Here is a 25,307-nt window from a genome sequence, read left to right as displayed (position 1 = left end):
GTACTTCATGCTTGCCATCAGGGGCACAGTTCCCTAGGGTAGTTCGCATGTGGTCCCTGATTGCCCCCATCAGTTCGTTGCTGAGCGGGGTCGCGTTACTCCTGCTTGGCAATGGTCTGCTCAACACCCTACTGACCCTGCGTGGCGTCGCCGAAGGCTACTCCACCACGATGCTCGGACTGATCATGTCCGGGTACTTCGTCGGGTTCCTCCTCGGTACCTGGCTGGCGACTCCGCTGGTCAAACGTATCGGGCACATTCGCGCGTTCGCCTGTTGTGCTGCACTGGCCGCCATCGCCGCCCTGCTCCATCTGCTGCTGATCGATCCCTGGGTCTGGTTGCTTCTGCGCGTGCTCTACGGTCTGGGGCTGGTAACGCTGTACATGGTCATCGAGAGCTGGCTCAACGCCCAGGCACCCAACGAAAAGCGCGGCCAGGTGTTCGCCGTGTACATGGCGGTCAACCTCGGCGCCCTGGCGCTGGCCCAGCAGTTGCTGCACCTGGCCGACCCAGTGCAGTTCACCCTGTTCGCCATCGCCGCCATCCTCATCAGCGCCGCGTTGATGCCCATTACCCTCACCCGCCAGGCACAGCCGAGCCTGCCCGAGACACCGCCGAGCAACCTGCGCCAGCTGTGGACTATCGCACCGCTGGCCATCGTCGCGGCGGGCTTGTCCGGGCTGGCCCTCGGCGCCTTCTGGGGCATGGCGCCGGTCTACGCCAGCCTGGCCGGCTTCGATACGTCCGGCGTCGGTCTGCTGATGACCGCCACCATTCTCGGCGGCGCCCTGCTGCAATGGCCCATCGGTATCTACTCCGATCGCCACGACCGGCGCCAGGTGCTGCTCTGGGTCGTGATACTGGCAGTCGCCCTGGCGCTGATCATGAGCCTGCTGCCAGCCGGCCCGCTGCTGCTCGGCGCCATCTTCATCTGGGGCGGCCTGGCCTTCGCCATCTACCCCATCGCCGTGGCGCAACTGATCGACCAGTTGCACAGCGACGAGATCCTTTCCGGCTCCGCCAGCCTGCTGATGGTCAACGGCATCGGCTCGGTATGCGGGCCGCTGCTGGCCGGCGTGCTGATGGAACATCTGGGCGCCGGCGCACTGCCGCTGTATTTCGCCAGCACCCTCGGCCTGCTGGCCGCCTACACCTTTTACCGGCTGCGCCATGTCAGCGATCTGGTCAGCGGCGACGCCGCGCATTTCGTGCCCATGCTGCGGACCAGCCCCACGGTGCTGGAGCTGATGCCCGATGCACCGCCCCATGATTCGACGGAGGAGACAACTCAGTCCTGAAGTCATAGAACCTGTTCAAAGACTCGCGAGCTATAGCCAGGCAATACCGATGGCGGCCCCACGAAGTCGAGCGAAGAAGCGATCGGAGTCGCGTTCGACTTTACGTGCTGTAGATGAGCATTCTGATGCTCGACTTCAACGCAGCATGGCCGACGCGCAGCAGTCCTGGGACAGATTCTTAAAGGCTGTTTCGGCAAGGCCTTGAGCCTACCCCAAGCAGCCAGAAACCCGGCCCGTCGGCCGCGCGCATTCGCGCCGAGCCGCACCGGCCACTTCTGGAGAAACAACGATGCTACTTGCTACCGACCTGGATGGAACCTTTCTCGCTGGCGATCCCGAGGATCGCCTGAGCCTCTATCAGACCATCGCCGCTCATCCCGAGATCAAGCTCGCCTACGTCACCGGGCGCAGCCTGGAGGCGGTGCTGCCGCTGCTGGCCGATCCGACGCTGCCTCAGCCTGACTACATCATCGCCGACGTCGGCGCGACGCTGGTGCATGGCGACAGCCTGCAGCCGATCCAGCAGCTACAAGGCGTGGTCGACGCCCGTTGGCCCGGCGAAACCCAGGTGGCCAGCGCCATCGAGCCGCTCGGCCTTGAGCGCCAGGACGTGCCGCAGGCGCGCCGCTGCTCCTACTTCTGCACACCTGAACAGGCGGCCAACCCGGCGCTGCGCGAGATCGCCGATGAGCTGGGCTGCGACCTGCTCTACTCCGCCGAGCTGTACCTGGACTTTCTGCCCAGGGGCGTGAACAAGGGCAGCAGCCTGCAGGCCCTGGCCGACTGGCTGGAGCTGGGTCACGACCAGGTGCTGGCAGCCGGCGATACGCTCAACGACCTGTCCATGCTCAGCGCCAGCTTCCACGGTGTGTGCGTCGGGCAGTCGGAAACCGCCCTACTGGAGGCCACCGCCCACCACTCGCGCACCCTGCACGCCACTCGCCCTGGCTGCGGCGGCATTCTCGAAGCCTTCGCCCACTTCGGCTTCCTCGGCGAGCACGGCATCGCCGCCGAACGCCGCCAGGCCGCGCAGCCGGGCAAGGCCGAGCTGGTGATGGTCTATCACCGCCTGCCCTATGAGGAATACCGCAACGCCGCCGGCAAGCTGCAGCGCCGTCGCCCGACCTCGCCCAACGGCATCATCCCTACCCTGCTCAGCTTCTTCGGTGATGGCCGACCCGGCTCCTGGGTGGCCTGGGCGGTGCACGAGGATGGCGACGAGCCGTTCGACAGCCACACCACGGTGGACGCCGAACGCTATCCCAAGCTCACCGCGGCGCGGGTCAAACTGAGCAAGGAAGAAGTGGACATCTTCTACAAGCGCTTCTCCAAGGAAGCCTTCTGGCCGACCCTGCACACCTTCTGGGAGCGCGCCACCTTCAACGAGGACGACTGGCAGGTGTTCCTCAAGGTCAACCGCGCTTTCGCCGAGCGCACGGCGCTGGAGGCCGCCGAGGGCGCCATCGTCTGGCTGCACGACTACAACCTGTGGATGGTCCCGGCCTACCTGCGCGAGCTGCGCCCAGACCTGCGCATCGCCTTCTTCCACCACACCTACTTTCCCTCGGCGGACGTGTTCAACGTGCTGCCCTGGCGCCGGCAGATCGTTGGCAGCCTGCTGCAGTGCGACTACATCGGATTTCACATCCCACGGCAGGTGGAAAACTTCGTCGACGTCGCCCGTGGCGTGTTCCCGCTCAAGACCCTGGAGCGGCAGAACTGCGCGCCACGCTTCATCACCTATGGCTGCGCCGTGGGCCTGGAGCGCATGACCACCGCGCTGGACACTGGCACCCGCCAGGTCAAGCTCGGTGCGCACCCGGTCGGGCTGGACATCGAGCGCGTCCGCAATGCGCTGGAAGCGCCGAAGATCAAGGAACTGATGGGTCAGCTGCGCGAGGAAATGAAAGGCGTGAAGCTGATCCTCTCGGTGGAACGGCTCGACTACACCAAAGGCATTCTGGAAAAGCTCAACGCCTACGAACGCCTGCTGGCCGACAACCCCGAGCTGATTGGCAAGGTCACCCTGGTTACCGTCTGCGTGCCGGCGGCCAAGGAAATGACCATCTACGACGAACTGCAAAGCCAGATCGAACAGGCCGTCGGCCGCATCAACGGGCGCTTCGCCCGCATCGGTTGGACGCCTTTGCAGTTCTTCTTCCGCAGCCTGCCGTTCGAGGAAGTCAGCGCCTGGTACGCCATGGCCGACGTCATGTGGATCACCCCACTGCGCGATGGCCTCAACCTGGTGGCCAAGGAATTCGTCGCCGCCCAGGGCCTGCTGGGTGGGCGCGGCGTGCTGGTGCTGTCGGAGTTCGCGGGTGCAGCCGCCGAGCTCAAGGGCGCGCTTTTGACCAACCCGCACGATCCGGCCGACCTGGCGCAAACCTGCTACCTGGCGCTGAACCTGCCGAAAAGCGAAGCCCAGGCGCGCCTGCGCGAGCTGTTCGATATCGTCTGCTACAACGACATTCGCCGTTGGGGCGAGGAATTCCTCTCCGGCGTGCAGGTGCAGGAAACGTCCACACCGCTGACGCTGGCGAGCTGAAAAGCGCTTCGCGGCTGAAACGCAATGCCGCCCAGCCGCTCCTACAGAGTTCATTCACTCGGCAGGAGCGGCTTCAGCCGCGAAGGCACATTCCCCTTCCCCAGCACTGCATCCGCTCCCGTCGCAGGGTGCGCCGTGCGCACCAAGGCGGACTCAGGCATCTGGGTGGCAACAGGGATGGAACAGGCTCAACCCTGCTGGCTATCGACCATGCAGTTGATCATCCAGGACACGCCGAAACGGTCGGTCAGCATGGCGAAGCGCGTCGCCCAGAAGGTCGCCTGCAGCTCCATCTGCACCGAACCGCCTTCCGACAATGCCTCGTACAGGCGCTCGGCCTCCGGCACGTTGTCTACCTGCAGGGAAACGGAACAGCCCTTGATCCCCTCATAGGGGTACTGCGGCAGATTGTCGGAGGCCATCAGCAACTGATCGCCAACGGTCAGGCAGACGTGCATGACACGCTGCTGGTACTCGTCCGGCACCTGCATATCCTCAGGGCTGTCGGCGTAGCGCATCATCTCCAGGTTACCGCCGAAGATCTCGGCGTAGCGGTTGAAAGCGGCCTCACACTGGCCGTCGAACATCAGATAGGCATGCATCTTCATCGTTACGCTCCTTGATTTTCACTGCTCATGCGCGCGCGAATACGGTCTTCCTGCTCACGCAACTCGGGGGTGAACTCGGCGCCGAAATCCTCGGCCTCGAAGATCTGTCGAATCTCGATATCGGATTCGCCAGGCATGGGGTTGGGGCAACGCTTGACCCAGTCGATGCAGGCCTGCAGCGATTCACACTGAAAGATCCAGAAACCGGCGACCAGCTCCTTGGTCTCCATGAACGGACCATCGATCACCGAGCGCTGCGCCCCCGAGAAGCGCACCCGCGCCCCCCTGGAGCTGGGGTGCAGCCCCTCGCCGGCCAGCATCACCCCTGCCTGGACCAACTCCTCGTTATAACGACCCATGGCCGTCAGCAGCTCTTCGCTGGGCATCACGCCGGCTTCGGAATCCGCAGTCGCTTTGACAATCACCATGAAACGCATCGCCTTTCTCCTTGTTCGAGTCGAAGTCGCGCGCAGGGTGTCTCCCTACGGCTGACAGTGAACCCAGAGTGGGGTTCTATGCAGTAGTCGAATAGGCGACGGAAGAATCGACAGGCCCATTGAAAAAAATTGGTGCGCGCGGCGCACCCTACGAAAACTGCCGCTATCCGTAGGGTGTCGCGGGGCCGCCTAGGCCGTGCGTACCGCGTCATTCGCCGTACTCACCGTTGTCCACCACTGCATCACCGCCCCAATCGGCCGGATATACGCCCTCCGCCACCAACCGATGAAAGCTCGACCACGGCCAATCCGCCACACGACCGACCAGGCCATGCTTCACCGGATTGAAATGCAGGTAATCCATATGCCGCTGGTAATCGTCTTCATCATGAATGCGATGCTCCCAGAAGCGCCGCTGCCACAGCCCCGACTCGCGGCGCAGGCTACGGCTCAAACTGACCGCTCCAGGCATCGCGATTGCCTGGGATGTCAGGCGTTTGATCATCGACCAGCGCGACCCGAAATCTGCATCTCCCTGAGGCATGCGCCAAAGACAATGCAGGTGGTCTGGCAACAGCACGCAGCCCTCGATGACGAACGGACGGTATAGACGGACGCGTTCGATGGCGCGGCGCAGGGCTGCGCGCAATGGCGCATCGGTCAACACCGGGAGGCGCTGATGGCTTACCAGCGTGAAGAAATAGCAGGCACCCGCATCGCGAGCGCGGCGGTAGTTGGACATTCCCTGTCTCCTGAATCCTTGCCGGCAGATTCAGGATAGTCGGTGGTGCGCACGGCGCACCCTACGGTGACGTATCTCGGCGCATTCGGTGCGCACGGCGCACCCTACGGTGACGCATCTCGGCGTATTCGGTGCGCACGGCGCACCCTACGGTGGCGTATCTCGGCGTATCTCGGCGTATTCGGTGCGCACGGCGCACCCTACGGTGACGTATCTCGGCGCATTCGGTGCGCACGGCGCACCCTACGGTGACGTATCTCGGCGAATTCGGTGCGCACGGCGCACCCTACGGTGACGTATCTCGGCGTATTCGGTGCGCACGGCGCACCCTACGGTGGCGTATCTCGGCGCATTCGGTGCGCACGGCGCACCCTACAGGTAGAACGGCGCAGTTCCCGTAGGGTGCGCCGCGCGCACCGACTCCAACTCAAATCAAACGCGGAAGCGGCTGACCATGGATTGCAGTTGGCCACCCAGGCGCGCCAGCTCGGCCGAGGATTTGGCCGTTTCGTCGCTGGCAGTGGCAGTCTGCTCGGAGACATCGCGCACGCTGAGGATGCTGCGGCTGATTTCCTCGGCCACGGCGCTCTGCTCTTCGGCTGCGGCGGCGATCTGCTGGTTCATCGACTGAATGTTGGACACCGCAAGGGTGATACTGCCCAGCGAGTCGCCAGCCTTGCGCGTCAGCTCGACGCTGCTGTCGGTGAGTTTATGGCTGTTGCGCATCACCGCCGCCACCTGCTGGGTGCCGCTCTGCAAGCCGGCGATCAGCGCCTCGATCTCCTCGGTGGATTTCTGCGTACGCTGCGCCAGGCCACGCACCTCATCGGCGACCACGGCAAAGCCGCGCCCCGCCTCGCCGGCACGCGCTGCCTCGATGGCGGCGTTGAGCGCCAGCAGGTTGGTCTGCTCGGCCACCGACTTGATCACGTCCATCACACTGCCGATCTTGTCGCTTTCCTGCTGCAGGCCGGTCATGGCCTCGGAAGAACGCCCCACTTCGGCAGCCAGACGCTCGATCTGCGAAATCACCTCGCCTACCACCTGGTCGCCCAGGCGCGCCTGGCCGTCCGCGTCGTTGGCCGCCTGCGAAGCCTGCTCGGCGTTGCGCGCCACTTCCTGAACAGTGGCGGACATCTCATGCATGGCGGTGGCCACCTGGTCAGTCTCGCTCTTCTGGCTGTTGGCGCCAGCGCTGGTCTGCTCGGTCACCGCCGACAGTTCCTCCGCGGCGCTGGCGATCTGGGTGACGCTGTCGCGGATGCCGCCGATCAGCTCGCGCAGGGTCGTGGCCATGTGCTGGATACCCTGCTGCAGCTGGCCCATCTCGTCGCGGCGGTCGACCCGCACGCTGGCGGTCAGATCGCCATCGGCAATGCGCTGCACCGCGCCCAGGGTGTCCTGCAGCGGGCGGGTGATCTGACGGGTGATGATCCAGGCAGCCAGAATGCCGAACAGCAGAGCCAGCAGCGTGGCGCCAATCTGCAGACTGCGCGCCTGGGCACTTTCGATGGCCATGCGCTCCATCTGGAACCTGTACAGCGTTTCGCTGATACGGACGATCTCGCCCTGCTGATCGGTCATTTCCTGGCGGGTGCGGGCGATGTCGGCAGTGGCAGCCTTGAACGCCTGCACCGTCTGCTCGAACTGGCCGAGCGCAGTGGAAATACGCCGTACCGCATCCTGCTGGGCGCTACCGAAAACCTGCTCCAGTGCATCGAGACTGTCGCGGGCAGTGGTTATGCGCTCGGCAAGGGCCTGCTCGGTTTGTGCATCAGGTGCGCTTTCATAGCGCTCGAGCAGATAACGCAGACGCAGCAGCTCACCATGAGTGAGCGTCAGCGCCTGCAGTTGCTCGAAGCGACGACCGTCGTATTCCGGCAGCAGCTCCACGCTGCGCCGCATCGCGCCCAGCAGCTCGCCCAGTTGCTGGTCTTCGCTACTGACCTGGCCACGTGCCTGCTCGACGGCCGTGTAGGCTGCGCGCATACCCGCCAGTGAACGCTGGTAGTCCTGGTTGTAGCGGTACTGCTCCTGCAGCAGCTTGACGTTGACCGGATTGGTGAAGGTCCCCAGCAGCTTCTTCTGCTGCTCGAGATAGACGTTCAGGTTGGTCAGCAGACGCTCGGTGCTGGCTGCGTCGCCCTTTGCCAGCATGAACTGCAGGCGGGCGATACGCAGGTTGGTCAGCGTTGCATTGAGCTGGGTGATCTCGCTCATCCAGGTGCTGCGCTGGATCACGCTGCCCAGGCCGCTCCAGGCGGTCCAGGCCAGAGCCAGGGTAAGCACCAGTACCAGGCCGAAGCCGAGCGCGAGTTTGCGGGTAACGCTGAGATTAGCGAACCAGGTGTTCATGACAATTCTCCAACTGCGGATGTTTCAGGTTTCGCTGGAGAATTGTTTTTGTTGAAGCCAGCACAAGGGATCAGCTGACGTACCAGGCGACCGCTACGGCACAGATTTTAAGCGGGAGCGATATTCTGCAACGGCGACGCCAGCGTTGGCGCCGCCACGCGCGTATCAGCCAAGCAGTTGCAGCGCTTCGACGCTGCATTGCTGGATACGCGCCCAATCGCTGTTTTCCACCCACTCGCGCTGGAACATCCAGGTGCCGCCCACGCACATGACATTGGGCTGCGCCATGTAGCGCTGCAGGTTGTCCGGGGTGATGCCGCCGGTCGGGCAGAAACGCACCCCGCCGAAAGGCCCGGACAGCGCCTTGAGTGCCGCGACACCGCCACAGACCTCAGCCGGGAACAGCTTGAAGCGGCGATAACCGAGGGCGTAGCCGACCATCAGCTCCGATGCGCTGCTCACGCCGGGCAGCAGCGGCAGCGGGTTGTCCAGCGCGGCCAGCAACAGCTCGCGCGTGCTGCCCGGCGTGACGATGAACTGCGCACCGGCAGCGGTCGCTGCGGCCAGCATGTCCTCATCCAATACGGTACCGGCGCCAACGCAGAGTTCGGGACGTTCGGCACGCAGGCGACGAATCGCCTCCAGGCCATGCTCCGAGCGCAGGGTCACTTCCAGCACGCGCAGGCCGCCAGCGGCCAGCGCATCGGCCAGCGGCAGGATATCCGCTTCACGAGCGATGGTGATCACCGGCATGATCCGCGCCTGCGCGCAGATGCGGTCGATCTCGGCGATTTTGTCGGCCATGCGCACACGCTGGCTTGGGTCGAGGCTGGTCATGTCAGGAGCACCAATGGATTTCGAGAGGAGAATTGAGGAACGCGCGGATCGGCAGCTGGGCGATCTCACCCGGCAGCAGCGCCGCGCTCAGGGTGTTGAGTTTCGCCTGGCCCTGGATCGCCAGCAGCGGCAGCCGTGCGCTGGCCAGCACCGGCAGGGTCAGGGTCAGGCGTTGCGCCGGCTCGCTCGGGGCGAGCATCGGCAGCACGCGGCGCGCGCAGTCCGGCTGCAGCGCCTGGTACAGATTGGGGCTGTGTGGGAACAGCGAGGCGGTATGACCGTCGTCGCCCATGCCCAGCACCAGCACGTCGATCGGCGTCAGTTCGGCGACCGCAGCATCGGCCAGCTCGGCCGCCTGTTCGAGGCTGCCAGCGACCTGGTAGAGGCTGAGAAAACGGGCTTCGGCGGCCGGGCCACGCAGCAGGTGACGGCGCACCAGCGCCTCGTTGCTGCCGGCGTGATTCACCGGCACCCAACGCTCGTCGGCCAGGCTGACCAGCACCTGCGCCCAGGGCAGCTGCTGCTGCGCCAGCGCCTCGAAGAACGGCACCGGGCTGCGACCGCCGGACACCACCAGGGTGGCCTTGCCGCGACTGGTGATGGCCTGGCGCAGCGCATCGGCCACGCGCACGGCCAATGCCTGGGCCAGTTGCTCGGCGCCATCGTGCGGGCAGGCCTGCACGCCTGGCGGCAGTTTCAGTTCAGAGATCGCCATACCAACTCCTGCCATCGCGGGTGATCAGCGCGACCGACGCCATGGGGCCCCAGCTGCCGGCTGTGTACGGCTTCGGCGCCTCGCCGAGACGATGCCAACCGTCGATCAGTTGATCGCACCACTGCCAGGCGTATTCGATCTCGTCCTTGCGCACGAACAGGTTCTGGTTGCCGCGCATCACTTCCAGCAGCAGACGCTCATAGGCATCGGGGATGCGCGCACTGCGGTAGGTATCGGAAAAACTCAGCTGCAGCGGACCGCTGCGCAGCTGCATGCCCTTGTCCAGGCCCTGATCCTTGGTCAGCACCTGCAGGGCGATGCCCTCGTCCGGCTGCAGGCGGATGATCAGCTTGTTGCCGATCAACTGACGCTGCTCCGGGGCGAAGATGTAGTGCGGCGGCGCCTTGAAGTGGATGACGATCTGCGACAGCTTCTGCGGCATGCGCTTGCCGGTGCGCAGGTAGAACGGCACGCCGGCCCAGCGCCAGTTGCGGATGTCGGCGCGCAGGGCGACGAAGGTTTCGGTGTCGCTCTGGGTATTGGAGTTCTCTTCCTCCAGATAGCCCGGCACCGGCCGCCCATCGCTGCTGCCGGCCACGTACTGGCCGCGCACCACGCGCTGGCCGAGCTGCTCGACGCTGATCGGCTCCAGCGCCTTGAGCACCTTGACCTTCTCGTCACGGATGCTGTCGGCGGACAGGTCGCTGGGTGGGTCCATGGCGATCAGGCAAAGCAGCTGCAGCAAGTGGTTCTGGATCATGTCGCGCAGTTGCCCGGCCTGATCGAAGTAGCCCCAGCGTCCTTCGATACCGACCTTCTCGGCCACGGTGATTTCCACGTGGGAGATGTGGTTCTGGTTCCACTGGGTTTCGAACAGGCTGTTGGCGAAGCGCAGGGCAATCAGGTTCTGCACCGTCTCCTTGCCCAGGTAATGGTCGATGCGATAGACGCGGTTCTCCGGGAATACCTGGGCCACGGCATCGTTGACCGCACGCGAGGACGCCAGGTCATGACCGATCGGCTTCTCCAGCACCACCCGCGTGCCCTCGGCCAGTCCGACGGCGGCCAGGTTGGCGCAGATGCCGCCATACACCGAGGCGGGCGTGGCGAAGTAGGCGATCAACTGATCCTGCGGGCTGACCTGTTCGAGCAGCGCCGCATAGTCCTCGGCCTTGAGGAAATCCATGCTCAGGTAGCTCAGACGCGCCAGGAACCGCGCCATGTCGGCTTCCACCATTTCCTTCGCCGGCACGTAAAGGCGCAACGCCTGCTCGATGGCGCGCAGGTGGCCGCTCGGCTCGCCCGCCTCACGGGCCAGGGCGAGGATGCGCGTGGCATCGTGCAGCAAACCGGCGCGATCGAGCTGGTAAAGCGCAGGAAACAGCTTGCGCAAGGCCAGATCGCCCAGCGCGCCGAACAAGGCAAAGGTGCAGGATTCAAGCTTCATCGCGGGCATGAGTTTGTTCTTTTATCAAGATGCACTAGAAATACCGGGTGATACTGCTTTTATCAAGGAAAAATGTTGTTATAGCAACAACATTATTCACGACATCCGATAAGTCAGTGGTGACCTTGGGGCGGCATCAGTAGGATAGGCCGGTTGTCTTACCGCCCATCGCCTGTCGCCAAGCCCGTTCAACCGCCTGTTAGGAGCCCTTATGGACCGTGTGCGCAACTTGCTGGAACAGATCCAGAGCCGCCTTGACGACCTGAACAAGGCCGAACGCAAGGTCGCCGAAGTGATCCTGCACGATCCTCAGCAGGCCACGCGCTTCAGCATCGCCGCGCTGGCCCAGGCCGCTGGCGTGAGCGAGCCGACGGTCAACCGCTTCTGCCGCTCGTTCGGCGCCAACGGCTATCCGGAACTGAAGATGCAGCTGGCGCAGAGCCTGGCCAGCGGCGCCGCCTACGTCAGCCGCGCGGTGTCCGCCGACGACGGCCCCGAGGCCTACACCCGGAAGATCTTCGGCAGCACCATCGCCTCGCTGGACACCGCCTGCCAGAGCCTCGACCCGCAGCACGTCAGCCGCGCCGTCGACCTGCTGATCCAGGCGCGGCAGATCCATTTCTTCGGCCTCGGCGCCTCGGCCTCGGTGGCGCTGGACGCGCAGCACAAGTTCTTTCGCTTCAACCTGGCAGTGTCGGCGCATTCCGACGTGCTGATGCAGCGCATGATCGCCTCGGTGGCGCACACCGGTGATCTGTTCGTGATCATTTCCTACACCGGGCGCACCCGCGAATTGGTGGAAGTGGCGCGCCTGGCCCGCGAGAACGGCGCCTCGGTGCTCGGCCTCACCGCCGCCGGCTCGCCCCTGGCCAAGGCCAGCACCCTGAGCCTGGACATCCCGCTGCCGGAAGACACCGACATCTACATGCCGATGACCTCGCGCATCATCCAGCTCACCGTGCTCGACGTGCTCGCCACCGGCGTCACCCTGCGCCGTGGCGTGGACTTCCAGCCGCACCTGCGCAAGATCAAGGAAAGCCTCGGCGCCAGTCGCTACCCGGCGGATGAAGAACCGCTGTAAGACTTCAGCAGGAGCCAGCTTGCAGGCGATCCGTCGTATCGGAGTTCCTCGGAAAGGCATCGCCGGCAAGCCGGCTCCTTCAGTTCTGGTGCGCTGGACACTTCTGGTAGGCTTGCCGGTTTTTCCGAACCTGCCAGGAAATCCGCCATGCAAGCACTGATTGCCCTCAGCCGTTTCATCGGCAACACCTTCGCCATCTGGGTATTGCTGTTCGCCGTCATGGCGTTCTTCCAGCCCGGCTGGTTCCTGCCGCTGACGGCCTGGATCGTCCCGCTGCTCGGGCTGATCATGTTCGGCATGGGCCTGACCCTCAAGGGTGCGGACTTCCAGGAAGTCGCCCGGCGCCCGTTGGCGGTGCTGCTTGGTGTGCTGGCCCAGTTCATCATCATGCCCTGCACCGCCTGGCTGCTGTGCCAGGCCTTTGCCCTGCCGCCGGAAATCGCCGTTGGGGTGATCCTGGTGGGCTGCTGCCCAGGCGGCACCGCCTCCAACGTGATCACCTGGTTCGCCCGTGGCGACCTGGCGCTGTCGGTGTCGATCACCGCCGTCACCACCCTGCTCGCCCCGCTCGTCACCCCGGCGCTGATCTGGCTGCTGGCCTCGGAATGGCTGCCGGTGTCGTTCAGCGCCATGTTCATTTCCATCCTCAAGATGGTGCTGCTGCCCATCGCCCTCGGCCTGATCGCCCAGCGCCTGCTCGGCGAACGGGTGAAAACCGCCGTCGAGGTGCTGCCGCTGATTTCCGTGGTGAGCATCGTCGCCATCGTGGCTGCGGTGGTCGCCGCCAGCCAGGGAAAAATCGCCGAATCGGGCCTGTTGATCATGGCCGTGGTGATCCTGCACAACGGTATCGGCCTGGGCCTGGGTTACCTGGCAGGACGCCTGTTCGGCATGTCGCTGGCGCAGCGCAAGACGCTGTCCATCGAAGTCGGCATGCAGAACTCCGGCCTCGGGGCCGCCCTGGCCAGCGCCCACTTCAGCCCGCTGGCCGCCGTGCCCAGCGCCCTGTTCAGCGTCTGGCACAACCTGTCCGGTCCACTGCTGGCGACCCTTTATCGGCGGATGGACCGGGGGCAGGAGAAAGGCGCCAACTGACCCGACACCTCGCACCAATCCGGGGCGCCTTGCCCCGGATGCGCCGATGTGCACAATAATGGCGCACGCGAGGACGACCTCCGCACCCTGACGCCAGGGTGGCTCATCCGGGGACGGCCCCTTCAGCACCTACTGGAGGTCACATGTCCTGGATCATTCTGTTTCTCGCCGGCCTGTTCGAGGTCGGCTGGGCCATCGGCCTGAAATACACCGAAGGCTTCACCCGCCCGCTGCCCACTCTGCTCACCGTCTGCGCCATGCTGGTCAGCCTGGGCCTGCTCGGCCTGGCCATGAAGGAATTGCCGCTGGGCACCGCTTACGCCATCTGGACCGGCGTCGGCGCCGTGGGCACGGTAATCGCCGGCATCATCCTGTTCGGCGAATCCATGGCGCTGCTGCGCCTGGCCAGCGTGGCGCTGATCGTCTGCGGGCTGATCGGGCTCAAGATGAGCCATTAGAAAAGCGGGTGCGCTACGAAACCAGATAATCCGTAGGGTGCGCCATGCGCACCAGAACGCCACCGAAACCTCGGTGCGCACGGCGCACCCTACGAAATCAGGTGATCCGCAAGGTGCGCCGCGCGCACCTTCATCAACGCCAATCCCCACGCAAGGCCACCACCTGTGCCTGCAGCGCCTCACGCTTGGCCTGCTCAGGCGCAATCGGGGTTCCGGCCACCAGGCGCACCCGCGACCACAGGCGCTTGAAGATGCCCTTGTGCGGATCGCGGCTGAAGAAGCTGCCCCACAAGCCCTGCAACGCCATGGGGATCACCGGCACCGGGTTTTCTTCGAGAATGCGCTCGACCCCCGACCTGAACTCATCGATCTCACCATCAGCGGTCAGCTTGCCTTCGGGGAAGATGCACACCAGCTCACCGTTGCGCAGGTACTCGGCGATCTTTCTGAACGCGGCGTCGTAGATCAGCAGATCTTCGTTGCGCCCGGCAATCGGTACGGTGCCGGCGGTGCGGAAGATGAAGTTGAGCACCGGCAGGTCGTAGATCTTGTAGTACATGACGAAGCGCACCGGCCGCCGTACCGCGCCACCGATCAGCAGCGCATCGACGAACGAGACGTGGTTGCACACCAGCACCGCCGGCCCCTCGTCGGGAATTGCGTCGAGCCCCTTGTGCTCGACCCGGTACATCGAATGCCCCAGCAGCCAGATGAGAAAGCGCATGCTGAACTCGGGGACGATCTTGAAGATGTAGCTGTTGACCGCGATGTTCATCAGCGACACCACCAGAAACAGCTGCGGGATCGACAGCCCGGCGACGCTGAGAAAGAGGATCGCGACGATGGCCGAGACCACCATGAACAGCGCATTGAGGATGTTGTTGGCCGCGATCACCCGCGCCCGCTCGTGCTCGGCGGTGCGCGACTGGATCAGCGCATACAGCGGCACGATGTAGAAACCGCCGAACAGACCGATGCCGAGAATGCAGCCGAGAATCCACCAGGCCTGGCCGTAGCCCAGCAACGCCAGCCAGTCATGTGGCGCAGCGCCCTCGGGGAAGCCACCGGAGAACCACCACAGCAGGATGCCGAACAGGGTCAGGCCGATGGAGCCGAACGGCACCAGGCCGATCTCCACCTTGTGCCCACTCATGCGCTCGCAAAGCATCGAGCCCAGGCCGATCCCCAGCGAGAACACGGTGAGAATCAGCGTCACCACGCTCTCGTCGCCGTACAGCCACTCCTTGGCATAAGCCGGGATCTGCGTCAGGTAGATCGCGCCGAGAAACCAGAACCAGGAGTTGCCCACCAGCGAGCGCGACACCGCCGGACGCTGGCCCAGGCCGAGCTTCATGATCACCCAGGACTGACGGAAGATGTTCCAGTCCAGCGGCAGCATCGGCATGGCCGCTGCCGCGCGCGGAATGCCCTGGCTGGCCAGGTAACCGAGCAGCGCCACACCGACCACCGAACCAGCGACGATGGGCGCATAACTGCTGCTGGCCATCATGATGCCGGCGCCGATGGTGCCAGCCAGAATCGCCAGGAAGGTGCCCATTTCCACCAGGGCGTTGCCGCCCACCAGCTCCTCTTCCTTGAGATGCTGCGGCAGGATCGAATACTTCACCGGGCCGAACAGCGCCGACTGCGTACCCATGGCGAACAGCACGGCGAGCATCAGCGGCAGGTTATCCAACAGCACCCCGGCAGCGCCGGCGAGCATGATGCCGATCTCGGCGAACTTGATCTTGCGGATCAGCGCGTCCTTGGCGAACTTCTCGCCAAACTGCCCGCCGAGGGCGGAGAACAGAAAGAACGGCAGGATGAACAGCAAGGCGCATAGATTGACCAGCAGATCGCGGTCGGCGCCCGTGTTGAGCTTGAAGAGGATGGCGAGAATCAGCGACTGCTTGAAGATGTTGTCATTGAAGGCGCCGAGCAATTGCGTCACGAAAAACGGCAGAAAACGCTTCTTGCCGAGCAGGGCGAATTGCGATTGTTGGGTCATCGTCCATGGTCCTCGCGGGGGTAGATTTGCCCGCACAGGCATTTGACTGCAAATCCACCCACGAAAGCCACAGGACAAATGCGAACGCCTTGGCGATACAGCCCGCAGGGTACGCCGCGCGCACCAAGACGCCCCTGAAACCGCGGTGCGCACGGCGCCCCCTACGAAACCTGGCCACCCTCCCGTAGGGTGGATGTCGCTTTTTACATCCACCAGAGCGGTGGATCGGTGCAGCGTGATCCGCCCTAGGTATCTCGGCATCCCGCAGGGTGCGCCGCGCGCACCAAGACGCCCCTGAAACCGCAGTGCGCACGGCGCACCCTACGAAACCTGGCCACCCTCCCGTAGGGTGGATGTCGCTTTTTACATCCACCAGAGCGGTGGATCGGTGCAGCGTGATCCGCCTAGGTATCTCGGCATCCCGCAGGGTGCGCCGCGCGCACCAAGACGCCCCTGAAACCGCGGTGCGCACGGCGCACCCTACGAAACCTGGCCACCCTCCCGTAGGGTGGATGTCGCTTTTTACATCCACCAGAGCGATGGATCGGTGCAGCGTGATCCGCCCTAGGTATCTCGGCATCCCGCAGGGTGCGCCGCGCGCACTGCAGAATCCGCACGCCGTACATGACGCAGCGCAAAAAAAAACGGTAGCCCAACCGGGCTACCGTTCTCGAACTCGGAGAAAACGTCAGTGCCTTCGCACTGACTACAACCTCACCTGCATTCCCTGGGGAATGCCAGCGCAGTCTGACAAAAGCCAGGGCAAGCGTCCGTTTAGCTTTGTTACCTGGCTGCAAAGAAATGTAAACGGCGGATGACTGCACGGTCCGCCGCGCGGCACAATCGCATCCATGAACGCTCACCACCCCGCCTGCTGCAGCCCTCTCGACACGCACAACCCGCTGCCAACCGCGCTTGCCGGCGCGCAGTTGATCAGCACGCACTTCGATCCGGCCCTGCTCACAGAGGATGACTTCGAGCGCTGCGCCATCGCCCCGGTGCGCGGCGTGGCCAAGCGTCAGGCCGAGTACCTGGCCGGGCGGCTGTGCGCCCGCGAAGCGCTGCGCCGCGTGACCGGCCAAGCCAGCGTGCCGGCAGTCGGCGAAGACCGGGCGCCACAATGGCCGCGTGGCGTGGTCGGCTCCATCACCCACGGCGACAACTGGGCGGCTGCGCTGGTCGCGCCTGACCATCGATGGCGCGCCCTGGGCCTGGACGTCGAGCGCCTGCTGCCGGCCGAGCGCGCCCAGCGTCTGCAGGGTGAAATCCTTACGCCAGCTGAACTGCAACGCCTGTCGGACCTGGACGACGAGACCCGCGCCGCACGCATCAGCCTGACCTTCTCGCTCAAGGAAAGCCTGTTCAAGGCGCTCTACCCGCTGACCCTGACGCGCTTCTATTTCCATGACGCCGAGTTGCTGGAGATCGACCACGACAGCGCGCGCCTGCGTCTGCTGATCGACCTGCACCCGGATTGGCGCGAGGGCGCCGAGCTGGATGGCCAGTTCGTGCTATTCGACAACAAGGTGCTGAGCCTGGTGGCCGTGGCGGCATGACCACGGGACACCCCGTCACAGGTGGATAACCCGGTGCGCACGGCGCCCCCTACGGTCACTGCACAGTGCGCTACGTAGGGTGGATGACGCTTTTCCCATCCACCACCCAGGCACCAAGGTGGATCGGTCAGGCGGCGGTCGCGGCGTAGCCCGGATGAAGTCCGGGAACAGTGGGGTGCGCCATGCGCACCAGGCCCCACACGCAATCGCGCCTTACTCCCCCTGCCGCCGTGGCCACACCAGGCTGAAACGCGCGCCGCCGAGGCTGTCGCTGCGACTGATCTGCGCCCGGCCGCCATGCCAGTAGATGATCCGGCGCACGATGGACAGCCCCAGGCCATGCCCGCCGGACGCTCGCGTGCGGCTATCGTCGAGCCGCAGGAAGGGGCTGAACAGGCGCTCCCAGGCTTCTTCCGGCACGCCCGGCCCGTCATCCTCGACGTCGATGCGGCAACGCTTGTAGCCGACCTGGCAACTGATCAGCACCTTGCCTTCGGCATAACGCATAGCGTTGCTCACCAGATTCTGCAGCGCCCGATGCAGGTAGCGTGGCTCGGCTTCGACCCAACAGGCGCCCTCGGCCTGCACGCTGAGCACCGCCCCACACTCCACGCGCACCTTGTTGCTCAGCGGCGCCAGCTCGTCGATCACCTGATCGATCAGCGCCTTGAGCTCCACCTGCTGGAAATTCAACGCTGGCGAACCCTGCTCCAGGCGCGCGTAGGTCAGCATCTCGTCGACCAGTTTGTCGAGGTCCTGGATATCGCTGTCCATGCCGTCCATGTATTTGCGCCGGGCAGCTTCACTCGGCGCGTCGGCAATCATCTCCAGGCCGAAACGCAGCCGCGCCACCGGCGTGCGCAGCTCGTGGGACACCGCGCGCACCAGCTCACGCTGGGTGCTCAGGGACGTCTGCAGGTGCTCGGCCATGGCGTTGAAGCTGCTGGCCAGGCGCCCGACCGAATCCGCGCCGCGCGCCGGCACCCGCGCATCCAGGCGACCGCTGGCGATGTGTGTGGCCGCGCTTTCCAGCACACGCAGGCGCTGCTCCAGCGAGCGCACCAGCAAATAGACGATCAGGCCAATCAGGCTCAGGCCCAGCGCGCCGATCAGCACCAGCAGCTGCGGCGGATAAGGGTTCATCTGGTACAGCGGGCCGATCTCCAGCACCCAGGGCGTATCGACGATGCCGGAGAACACGTAGATGGAGTCACCGCCCTTGCCCAGCGCCATCACCGTATCGCCCTCGTCGATGCGGCGACGCTGGTCGAGGTCGATGGTGGCCTCTTCGAGTCGCACCAGTTGCAGGTCGAAGCCGAACTGCTTGGCCGCCTTCAGCTCGGCCAGACGCTGCGGCTGCTCATGCACCGGGTAGCGAACCAGTTCGTCGATCAGCAGGTAGTTGGTGGCCCGCGCCAGCTGCTCGCTGATCTGCTGGATCTCGCCAGTCAACAGCAGCGGCTGCTTGCCATCGAGCAGGCCATAGACCTTGGCCGAATGCGGGCCTGTCTGCTGCACCAGTACATGGCCGCGCTGCAGGCGATTGCGCTCACTGCTTTCCAGCGACACTTCGCTCAGGGCCTGCAGCTCCAGCGGGATGCCGAGCAGGCGCGACCACACCACCAGGGCGCGTTTGCGCTCCACCTCGTTCATCGGCAGCAGGTTGTCCGCCATCAGGCGAAAGGTGCCGCGCGCCAGCCCTTCGCGATACTGATCACCGCGCACCTCGTTGACCAGGTGCAGGGTGCCGACCCCCAGCAGCGCCACCAGCACCAGCGCGGCGAGCATGCCGCCATAGATGCGCAGGAAGATCGAGTTCATGGCCGCCCGATCAATCGCGCAGGGCCGGCGGTGCATCACCGAACGGCAGCGCCTCGGCGGCCTCGGCGACGAACAGATAGCCCTTGCTGCGTACCGTCTTGATCATTCGTGGATGCATCGGGTCATCGCCGATCTTCGGGCGGATGCGCGAAATGCGCACGTCGATGGAACGGTCCTGACCGTCATATTCGATACCGCGCAGGGAGTTGAAGATTTCCTCGCGCGACAGGATGCGCCCGGCGTTGGCCGCCAGCAGCCAGAGCAGGTCGAACTCGGCGCTGGTCAGCTCGATGCCCTGCTCGCCCAGCCACGCCTCGCGCATGGCACTGTCGATGGCCAGCGCGCCGAACTGCAGACGCCGTGGCTGGCCCTCGTCACGCTCGCTCTCGCTGCCTTCGCGGCGGCGCAACAGCGCCCGAATACGCGCCAGCAGCACACGCGGGCGCACCGGCTTGCACACGTAGTCATCGGCGCCCATCTCCAGGCCCAGCACCTGGTCCATGTCGTCGGTGCGCGCGGTGAGCATCAGGATCGGCCCCTTGTAGCCGCTGCGCACCTTGCGGCAGATGCTCAGGCCGTCTTCACCGGGCAGCATCAGGTCGAGGATCACCAGGTGCGGTTGCTCGGCGAGAATCCGCGCTGCCGCACGCGCGCCATCGGCTTCGATGGACACCCGCAGGCCGTTGCCCTCCAGATACTCGCGGGTCAACTGCGCCAGGCGCTGGTCATCCTCGACGATCAGAATCTGCCACGCTTCTTGTTCCACACCCTTTCCCCTTTGCATACCGGCAAGCGCCGCAAACACAGCGGCCATTCTAGGGGCTGAGCGCGTCTCGGCGCGAGCGGCAAACCCGCGCGTGGAACTGGCGTCGGGTTAAGCACAGCACATGCCAAGAGCACTATATATAGTAGTACTCTGTGCACCGCCAAACAGCTTCGCCACGTCGCTGAAAACCTTCTGCCAGGGGCGACGAACGGTTATCAGCAGCCAGAGCCAGAGAACACGCGGGCTAGGCTATCAACACCCACAAGGCACTCACAGCTTATCCACAGGCAGTTCCTTTTCTAGCGCCTTGCAATGCCTCCAACAGCGCACTATCTTGTATCCCCATCGAGCGGCACACACCAGATATTGGGTTGCCACAGAAAACCAGATACAAAAAGAACGAATCGCGCAAGCCCTTTTCACAGGGTTTGCCAGATGATCCGGCTAACCGTTTTGCCCTGACCCAGGCCTGGCCTGGGTTACAGCCACGCAGCAACGCCAGACGTCGCGCGTGAGCCGGTCAGACAGCGGTCTTATCCGCCAGTCGACCACTATATGTAGTAGGCGGGGTGTGGTAATGCCCCGCTGTGACTTATGCGCCAGGACGGCAATTGAAGTCGTGCCCACCCTGCCCGCTCTTGCAACACCCCGTACCCGGCCCTGCTGCCGCGTGCGGCTCAGTTGTTAATGGAATGAACGGCGGACAAGGCACGGTTTCCAATCGTGACGTCCAACCAAAAATTACAGAACACGGAGATCTCCATGCATACCGACACTACTCGCGAGAACCCGCAGGCCGTGGCGCCGCAGGCCGCTGAATCCTCCCAGGATCTGGCTGCTACCGCCCCCGGCCAACTGCGTGTGATCAAGCGCAACGGCACTGTCGTCCCTTACACCGATGACAAGATCACCGTCGCCATCACCAAGGCCTTCCTCGCAGTAGAAGGCGGCACTGCAGCCGCTTCGTCGCGTATCCACGACACCGTCGCGCGCCTGACCGAGCAGGTCACTGCCACCTTCAAGCGTCGCATGCCGTCCGGCGGCACCATCCACATCGAAGAGATCCAGGACCAGGTCGAACTGGCCCTGATGCGCGCCGGCGAGCAGAAAGTCGCCCGCGACTACGTGATCTACCGCGAAGCCCAGGCCAACAAGCGCAAGAGCGCCAATGCCGGCAGCGACATCGCCCAGCCGCACCCGAGCATCCGCATCACCACCGCTGGCGGTGAACTGCAGCCGCTGGACATGGGCCGCCTGCAGACCATCATCCGCGAAGCCTGCGAAGGCCTGGCCGAAGTCGATGGTTCGCTGATCGAGCGCGAAACCCTGAAGAACCTGTACGACGGCGTCGCCGAGAAAGACGTCAACACCGCCCTGGTGATGACCGCCCGTACCCTGGTCGAGCGTGAGCCGAACTACAGCTACGTCACCGCCCGCCTGCTGATGGACAACATCCGCGCCGAGGCCCTGAGCTTCCTCAACATCACCGCCAGCGCCACTCACCACGAGATGGCCGAGCTGTACGCCAAGGCCCTGCCGGCCTACGTCGAAGCCGGCGCGCAGTTCGAACTGCTCGACCCGAAACTCAAAGAGTACGACCTGGAGAAACTGGGCAAGGCGCTGAACCACGAGCGCGACCAGCAGTTCACCTACCTGGGCCTGCAGACCCTGTACGACCGTTACTTCATCCACAAGGACGGCATCCGCTTCGAACTGCCGCAGGTGTTCTTCATGCGCGTGGCCATGGGCCTGGCCATCGAAGAGCCGAAGAACCGCGAAGACCGCGCCATCGAGTTCTACAACCTGCTGTCCTCGTTCGACTACATGGCGTCGACCCCGACCCTGTTCAACGCCGGCACCCTGCGTCCGCAGCTGTCCTCCTGCTACCTGACCACCGTGCCGGACGACCTGTCGGGCATCTACGGCGCCATCCACGACAACGCCATGCTGAGCAAATTCGCGGGCGGCCTGGGCAACGACTGGACCCCGGTGCGCGCGCTGGGCTCCTACATCAAGGGCACCAACGGCAAATCCCAGGGCGTCGTGCCGTTCCTCAAAGTGGTCAACGACACCGCCGTCGCGGTCAACCAGGGCGGCAAGCGCAAGGGCGCGGTCTGCGCCTACCTGGAAACCTGGCACATGGACATCGAGGAATTCCTCGAACTGCGCAAGAACACCGGTGACGACCGTCGTCGTACCCACGACATGAACACCGCCAACTGGATTCCGGACCTGTTCATGAAGCGCGTCTTCGAAGACGGCAAGTGGACCCTGTTCAGCCCGAGCGAAGTACCGGACCTGCACGACCTGACCGGCAAGGCCTTCGAAGAGCGCTACGAGTACTACGAAGCCCTGATCGAGTACGGCAAGATCAAGCTGTACAAGACCATCCAGGCCAAAGACCTGTGGCGCAAGATGCTCTCGATGCTGTTCGAGACCGGCCACCCGTGGCTGACCTTCAAGGACCCGTGCAACCTGCGCAGCCCGCAGCAGCACGTGGGCGTGGTACACAGCTCCAACCTGTGCACCGAGATCACCCTGAACACCAACAAGGACGAGATCGCCGTCTGCAACCTGGGTTCGGTGAACCTGGTCAACCACATCACCGACGGCAAGCTGGACATCGAGAAGCTCGGCCGCACCGTGAAGACCGCTGTGCGCATGCTCGATAACGTCATCGACATCAACTACTACAGCGTCGACCAGGCACGTAACTCCAACTTCAAGCACCGTCCGGTCGGCCTCGGCCTGATGGGCTTCCAGGACGCCCTGTACCTGCAGCACATCGCCTACGGCTCCGACGCTGCCGTCGAGTTCGCCGACAAGTCGATGGAAGCCATCAGCTACTACGCCATCCAGGCTTCCTGTGACCTGGCCGAAGAGCGCGGCAGCTACAGCACCTTCGAAGGTTCGCTGTGGAGCAAGGGCATCCTGCCGCTGGATTCGCAGCAGATCCTGATCGAAGCCCGTGGCCAGAAGTACATCGACGTCGACCTGTCCGAGTCGCTGGACTGGGCGCCGATCCGCGAGCGCGTGAAGAAAGGTATTCGTAACTCGAACATCATGGCCATCGCCCCGACCGCGACCATCTCCAACATCATTGGCGTGTCGCAGTCCATCGAGCCGACCTACCAGAACCTGTACGTGAAATCGAACCTCTCCGGCGAATTCACCGTGATCAACCCCTACCTGGTTCGCGACCTGAAGAACCGCGGCCTGTGGGACAGCGTCATGGTCAACGACCTGAAGTACTACGACGGCTCCGTGCAGCAGATCGAGCGCATCCCGCAGGACCTGAAAGACCTGTACGCCACCGCGTTCGAAGTGGAAACCAAGTGGATCGTCGACGCTGCCAGCCGCCGCCAGAAGTGGATCGACCAGGCACAGTCGCTGAACCTGTACATCGCCGGCGCCTCGGGCAAGAAGCTGGACGTGACCTATCGCATGGCCTGGTTCCGTGGTCTGAAAACCACCTACTACCTCCGTGCCCTGGCCGCCACCAGCACCGAGAAGTCCACCATCAACACCGGCAAGCTCAACGCGGTATCCGCTGGTGGTGACGACGGCTTCTCGGCCAAGGCCCAGGCTCCGGCGCAACAAGCTGCACCGGCCCCGGCGCCCGTACCAAAAGCCTGTGCCATCGACGAACCCGACTGCGAAGCTTGTCAGTAAGGCTTTCGCGTGGATCTGAGCGGCGCCCGCGTCGTTGCCTGGTAGGCCGGCCCCCATCACGTACATGCGTACGCTCAGGGGCTCCGACCTACCAGGCGCCTAGCGCTCACTCGCTCAGCTACACGCTCGAAGGTCTGATGCAGTTCTAAAGCAAAGCAACAGTCAGTCCCCTCTCCCGCTTGCGGGAGACGACTGCAGGGATGCAGGAGGTAGGGTGAAGCAGGAAGCCCGAACCGAGGGCTAGGGAGAGGGCAAGGCGGTTCGGCTTGTACATGTGGGAGGGGCTTTAGCCGCGACCCAAAGCCCAGGCCAAACCGGCACCCCTCCCCACCAAATTCCCGCCCCTCCTCCTCCGGGTCGAGGGGCAAGGGTCAGCCAGCCATCCACCGTCTGCTGACCAGTGGTACCCGTTTTACCCTTGCGCGCATTACGCAACGGAACATAATTCAAATTATCTGTATATCCATACAGGCCGGTTTATTCGCCGGCCCTCACGCAGGAGCAAAACCATGCTGAGCTGGGATGAATTCGACAAGGAAGACGGCGCAGAAGCAGCCGCCGCAAGCAACGCCAACGCACAGAGCGCCGGCACCAACTTCGACAAGCTCGACAGCGAAGCTGCCGGCTCGGTCGAGCAGGCCCGCGCCGTCGACGCCAATGACTCCGAGGCCGTGGCCCGCGCCAAGAAAGCCCTGAACGACCTCGACATCCAGGAAGGCCTGGACGACCTCGAAGGCGCCTCCGCGCGCGTACAGGTCGGCGACAAGCAGATGATCAACGCCCGCGCCGACCTCAACCAGCTCGTACCCTTCAAGTACGACTGGGCCTGGCAGAAGTATCTGGATGGTTGCGCCAACCACTGGATGCCGCAGGAAGTGAACATGAACGCCGACATCGCGCTGTGGAAATCCACAGACGGTCTCAGCGAAGACGAGCGCCGCATCGTCATGCGCAACCTCGGCTTCTTCTCCACTGCCGACAGCCTGGTTGCCAACAACCTGGTGCTGGCCGTGTACCGCCTGATCACCAACCCCGAGTGCCGCCAGTACATCCTGCGCCAGGCCTTCGAGGAAGCGATCCACACCCACGCCTACCAGTACTGCATCGAATCGCTGGGCATGGATGAAGGCGAGATCTTCAACATGTACCACGAGATCCCGAGCGTCGCGAAGAAGGCCTCCTGGGGCCTGAAATACACCCGCTCGATCTCCGATCCCAAGTTCCAGACCGGCACCCCGGAAACCGACCGCCAGTTCCTGCGCAACCTGATCGCCTACTACTGCGTACTGGAAGGCATCTTCTTCTACTGCGGCTTCACCCAGATCCTCTCCATGGGCCGCCGCAACAAGATGACCGGCACCGCCGAGCAGTTCCAGTACATCCTGCGTGACGAGTCCATGCACCTGAACTTCGGCATCGACGTGATCAACCAGATCAAGATCGAGAACCCGCACCTGTGGGATGCCCAGATGAAGGACGAAGCGACCCAGATGATCCTGCAGGGCACCCAGCTGGAGATCGAATACGCGCGTGACACCATGCCGCGCGGCGTACTCGGCATGAACGCCGCGATGATGGAGGACTACCTCAAATTCATCGCCAACCGCCGCCTGACCCAGATCGGCCTGAAGGAAGAGTACCCGGGCACCACCAACCCCTTCCCGTGGATGAGCGAGATCATGGACCTGAAGAAGGAGAAGAACTTCTTCGAGACGCGAGTGATCGAGTATCAGACGGGTGGGGCGTTGAGCTGGGATTGATGGCCCATTGAAATCACGGTAGATTCAACCTACACCTGCCAAGGATGTTGGGGTTGAAGCTAAATAAAAAGCCCCGCCTAGTGCGGGGCTTTTTATTTAAAGA

At 64.0% G+C, this 25,307-nt stretch carries 18 protein-coding genes and 1 pseudogene; 8 read left to right on the top strand and 11 right to left on the bottom strand.

Features of this window, described 5'->3' with window-relative positions; genetic code table 11:
• The first annotated feature begins 47 nt into the window (after window positions 1-47).
• Window positions 48-1,298, top strand: coding sequence for an MFS transporter (locus H3221_RS24290; RefSeq protein ID WP_196476920.1), 1,251 nt, complete (start codon window positions 48-50; stop codon window positions 1,296-1,298).
• A 289-nt stretch (window positions 1,299-1,587) separates the two neighbouring features.
• Window positions 1,588-3,846: a glucosylglycerol-phosphate synthase gene (gene ggpS / locus H3221_RS24285; protein WP_196476919.1), complete on the top strand. Its 2,259-nt coding sequence runs from the start codon at window positions 1,588-1,590 to the stop codon at window positions 3,844-3,846.
• A gap of 188 nt (window positions 3,847-4,034) precedes the next feature.
• Here the strand turns inward: ggpS and H3221_RS24280 are convergent, their stop codons facing one another.
• From H3221_RS24280 to zwf, 8 genes and pseudogenes are all read right to left on the bottom strand, one after another.
• Window positions 4,035-4,454, bottom strand: a complete 420-nt coding sequence (locus H3221_RS24280) for a VOC family protein (protein ID WP_196476918.1) — start codon at window positions 4,452-4,454, stop codon at window positions 4,035-4,037.
• Window positions 4,455-4,456: 2 nt separating this feature from the next.
• A complete protein-coding gene (locus H3221_RS24275) occupies window positions 4,457-4,891 on the bottom strand; it encodes a YciI family protein (protein ID WP_196476917.1) in 435 nt (144 codons plus the stop codon).
• 208 nt (window positions 4,892-5,099) lie between these two features.
• On the bottom strand, window positions 5,100-5,633 hold the full coding sequence (locus H3221_RS24270; RefSeq protein ID WP_196476916.1) for an REP-associated tyrosine transposase: 534 nt from the start codon (window positions 5,631-5,633) through the stop codon (window positions 5,100-5,102).
• A 432-nt stretch (window positions 5,634-6,065) separates the two neighbouring features.
• Entirely contained in the window at window positions 6,066-6,770 is a 705-nt protein-coding gene (locus H3221_RS25985; protein ID WP_372241825.1) for a methyl-accepting chemotaxis protein, read from the bottom strand.
• Window positions 6,771-6,968: 198 nt separating this feature from the next.
• Window positions 6,969-7,853 (bottom strand): annotated as a pseudogene (locus H3221_RS25980) (methyl-accepting chemotaxis protein); the annotation flags it as partial.
• Between the two features lie 300 nt (window positions 7,854-8,153).
• Window positions 8,154-8,825, bottom strand: coding sequence for a bifunctional 4-hydroxy-2-oxoglutarate aldolase/2-dehydro-3-deoxy-phosphogluconate aldolase (locus H3221_RS24260; protein WP_196476914.1), 672 nt, complete (start codon window positions 8,823-8,825; stop codon window positions 8,154-8,156).
• A gap of 1 nt (window position 8,826) precedes the next feature.
• Window positions 8,827-9,540, bottom strand: coding sequence for a 6-phosphogluconolactonase (gene pgl, locus H3221_RS24255; protein ID WP_196476913.1), 714 nt, complete (start codon window positions 9,538-9,540; stop codon window positions 8,827-8,829).
• Window positions 9,527-10,996, bottom strand: a complete 1,470-nt coding sequence (zwf, locus tag H3221_RS24250) for a glucose-6-phosphate dehydrogenase (protein ID WP_196476912.1) — start codon at window positions 10,994-10,996, stop codon at window positions 9,527-9,529. The genes pgl and zwf overlap by 14 nt, the downstream gene beginning before the upstream one ends.
• A 211-nt stretch (window positions 10,997-11,207) precedes the next feature.
• Between zwf and H3221_RS24245 the strand changes: the two genes are divergently transcribed.
• From H3221_RS24245 to sugE, 3 genes are all read left to right on the top strand, one after another.
• Complete coding sequence (locus tag H3221_RS24245) at window positions 11,208-12,068, top strand: MurR/RpiR family transcriptional regulator (RefSeq protein WP_178094664.1); 861 nt, start codon at window positions 11,208-11,210, stop codon at window positions 12,066-12,068.
• A gap of 147 nt (window positions 12,069-12,215) precedes the next feature.
• Window positions 12,216-13,163 (top strand): bile acid:sodium symporter family protein, encoded by a 948-nt coding sequence (locus H3221_RS24240; protein ID WP_160017441.1) that lies wholly within the window; start codon window positions 12,216-12,218, stop codon window positions 13,161-13,163.
• 143 nt (window positions 13,164-13,306) lie between these two features.
• Window positions 13,307-13,621, top strand: coding sequence for a quaternary ammonium compound efflux SMR transporter SugE (sugE, locus tag H3221_RS24235; RefSeq protein ID WP_160017440.1), 315 nt, complete (start codon window positions 13,307-13,309; stop codon window positions 13,619-13,621).
• A gap of 133 nt (window positions 13,622-13,754) precedes the next feature.
• Here the strand turns inward: sugE and H3221_RS24230 are convergent, their stop codons facing one another.
• The gene (locus H3221_RS24230; protein ID WP_196476911.1) at window positions 13,755-15,629 is read right to left on the bottom strand and encodes an MFS transporter; all 1,875 of its coding nucleotides are present in this window, start codon (window positions 15,627-15,629) and stop codon (window positions 13,755-13,757) included.
• Between the two features lie 851 nt (window positions 15,630-16,480).
• Between H3221_RS24230 and H3221_RS24225 the strand changes: the two genes are divergently transcribed.
• Window positions 16,481-17,185, top strand: a complete 705-nt coding sequence (locus tag H3221_RS24225) for a 4'-phosphopantetheinyl transferase family protein (protein ID WP_196476910.1) — start codon at window positions 16,481-16,483, stop codon at window positions 17,183-17,185.
• A gap of 213 nt (window positions 17,186-17,398) precedes the next feature.
• Here the strand turns inward: H3221_RS24225 and H3221_RS24220 are convergent, their stop codons facing one another.
• Both H3221_RS24220 and H3221_RS24215 read right to left on the bottom strand, forming a co-directional pair.
• Complete coding sequence (locus H3221_RS24220; RefSeq protein ID WP_196476909.1) at window positions 17,399-19,006, bottom strand: ATP-binding protein; 1,608 nt, start codon at window positions 19,004-19,006, stop codon at window positions 17,399-17,401.
• A 10-nt stretch (window positions 19,007-19,016) separates the two neighbouring features.
• On the bottom strand, window positions 19,017-19,772 hold the full coding sequence (locus H3221_RS24215; RefSeq protein ID WP_196476908.1) for a winged helix-turn-helix domain-containing protein: 756 nt from the start codon (window positions 19,770-19,772) through the stop codon (window positions 19,017-19,019).
• 762 nt (window positions 19,773-20,534) lie between these two features.
• Between H3221_RS24215 and H3221_RS24210 the strand changes: the two genes are divergently transcribed.
• Entirely contained in the window at window positions 20,535-23,444 is a 2,910-nt protein-coding gene (locus H3221_RS24210) for a ribonucleoside-diphosphate reductase subunit alpha (RefSeq protein ID WP_196476907.1), read from the top strand.
• 509 nt (window positions 23,445-23,953) lie between these two features.
• Window positions 23,954-25,204 carry a ribonucleotide-diphosphate reductase subunit beta gene (locus H3221_RS24205; protein ID WP_196476906.1) on the top strand — a complete coding sequence of 417 codons (1,251 nt, stop codon included), beginning with the start codon at window positions 23,954-23,956 and terminating at the stop codon, window positions 25,202-25,204.
• Window positions 25,205-25,307 lie beyond the last annotated feature (103 nt).

Origin of the sequence: Pseudomonas chaetocerotis (assembly GCF_015712105.2) — a bacterium.
GTDB lineage: Bacteria > Pseudomonadota > Gammaproteobacteria > Pseudomonadales > Pseudomonadaceae > Aquipseudomonas > Aquipseudomonas chaetocerotis.
The sequence above is the reverse complement of the archived record's forward strand: the minus strand, read 5'-3'. Positions and strand labels throughout refer to the sequence as shown.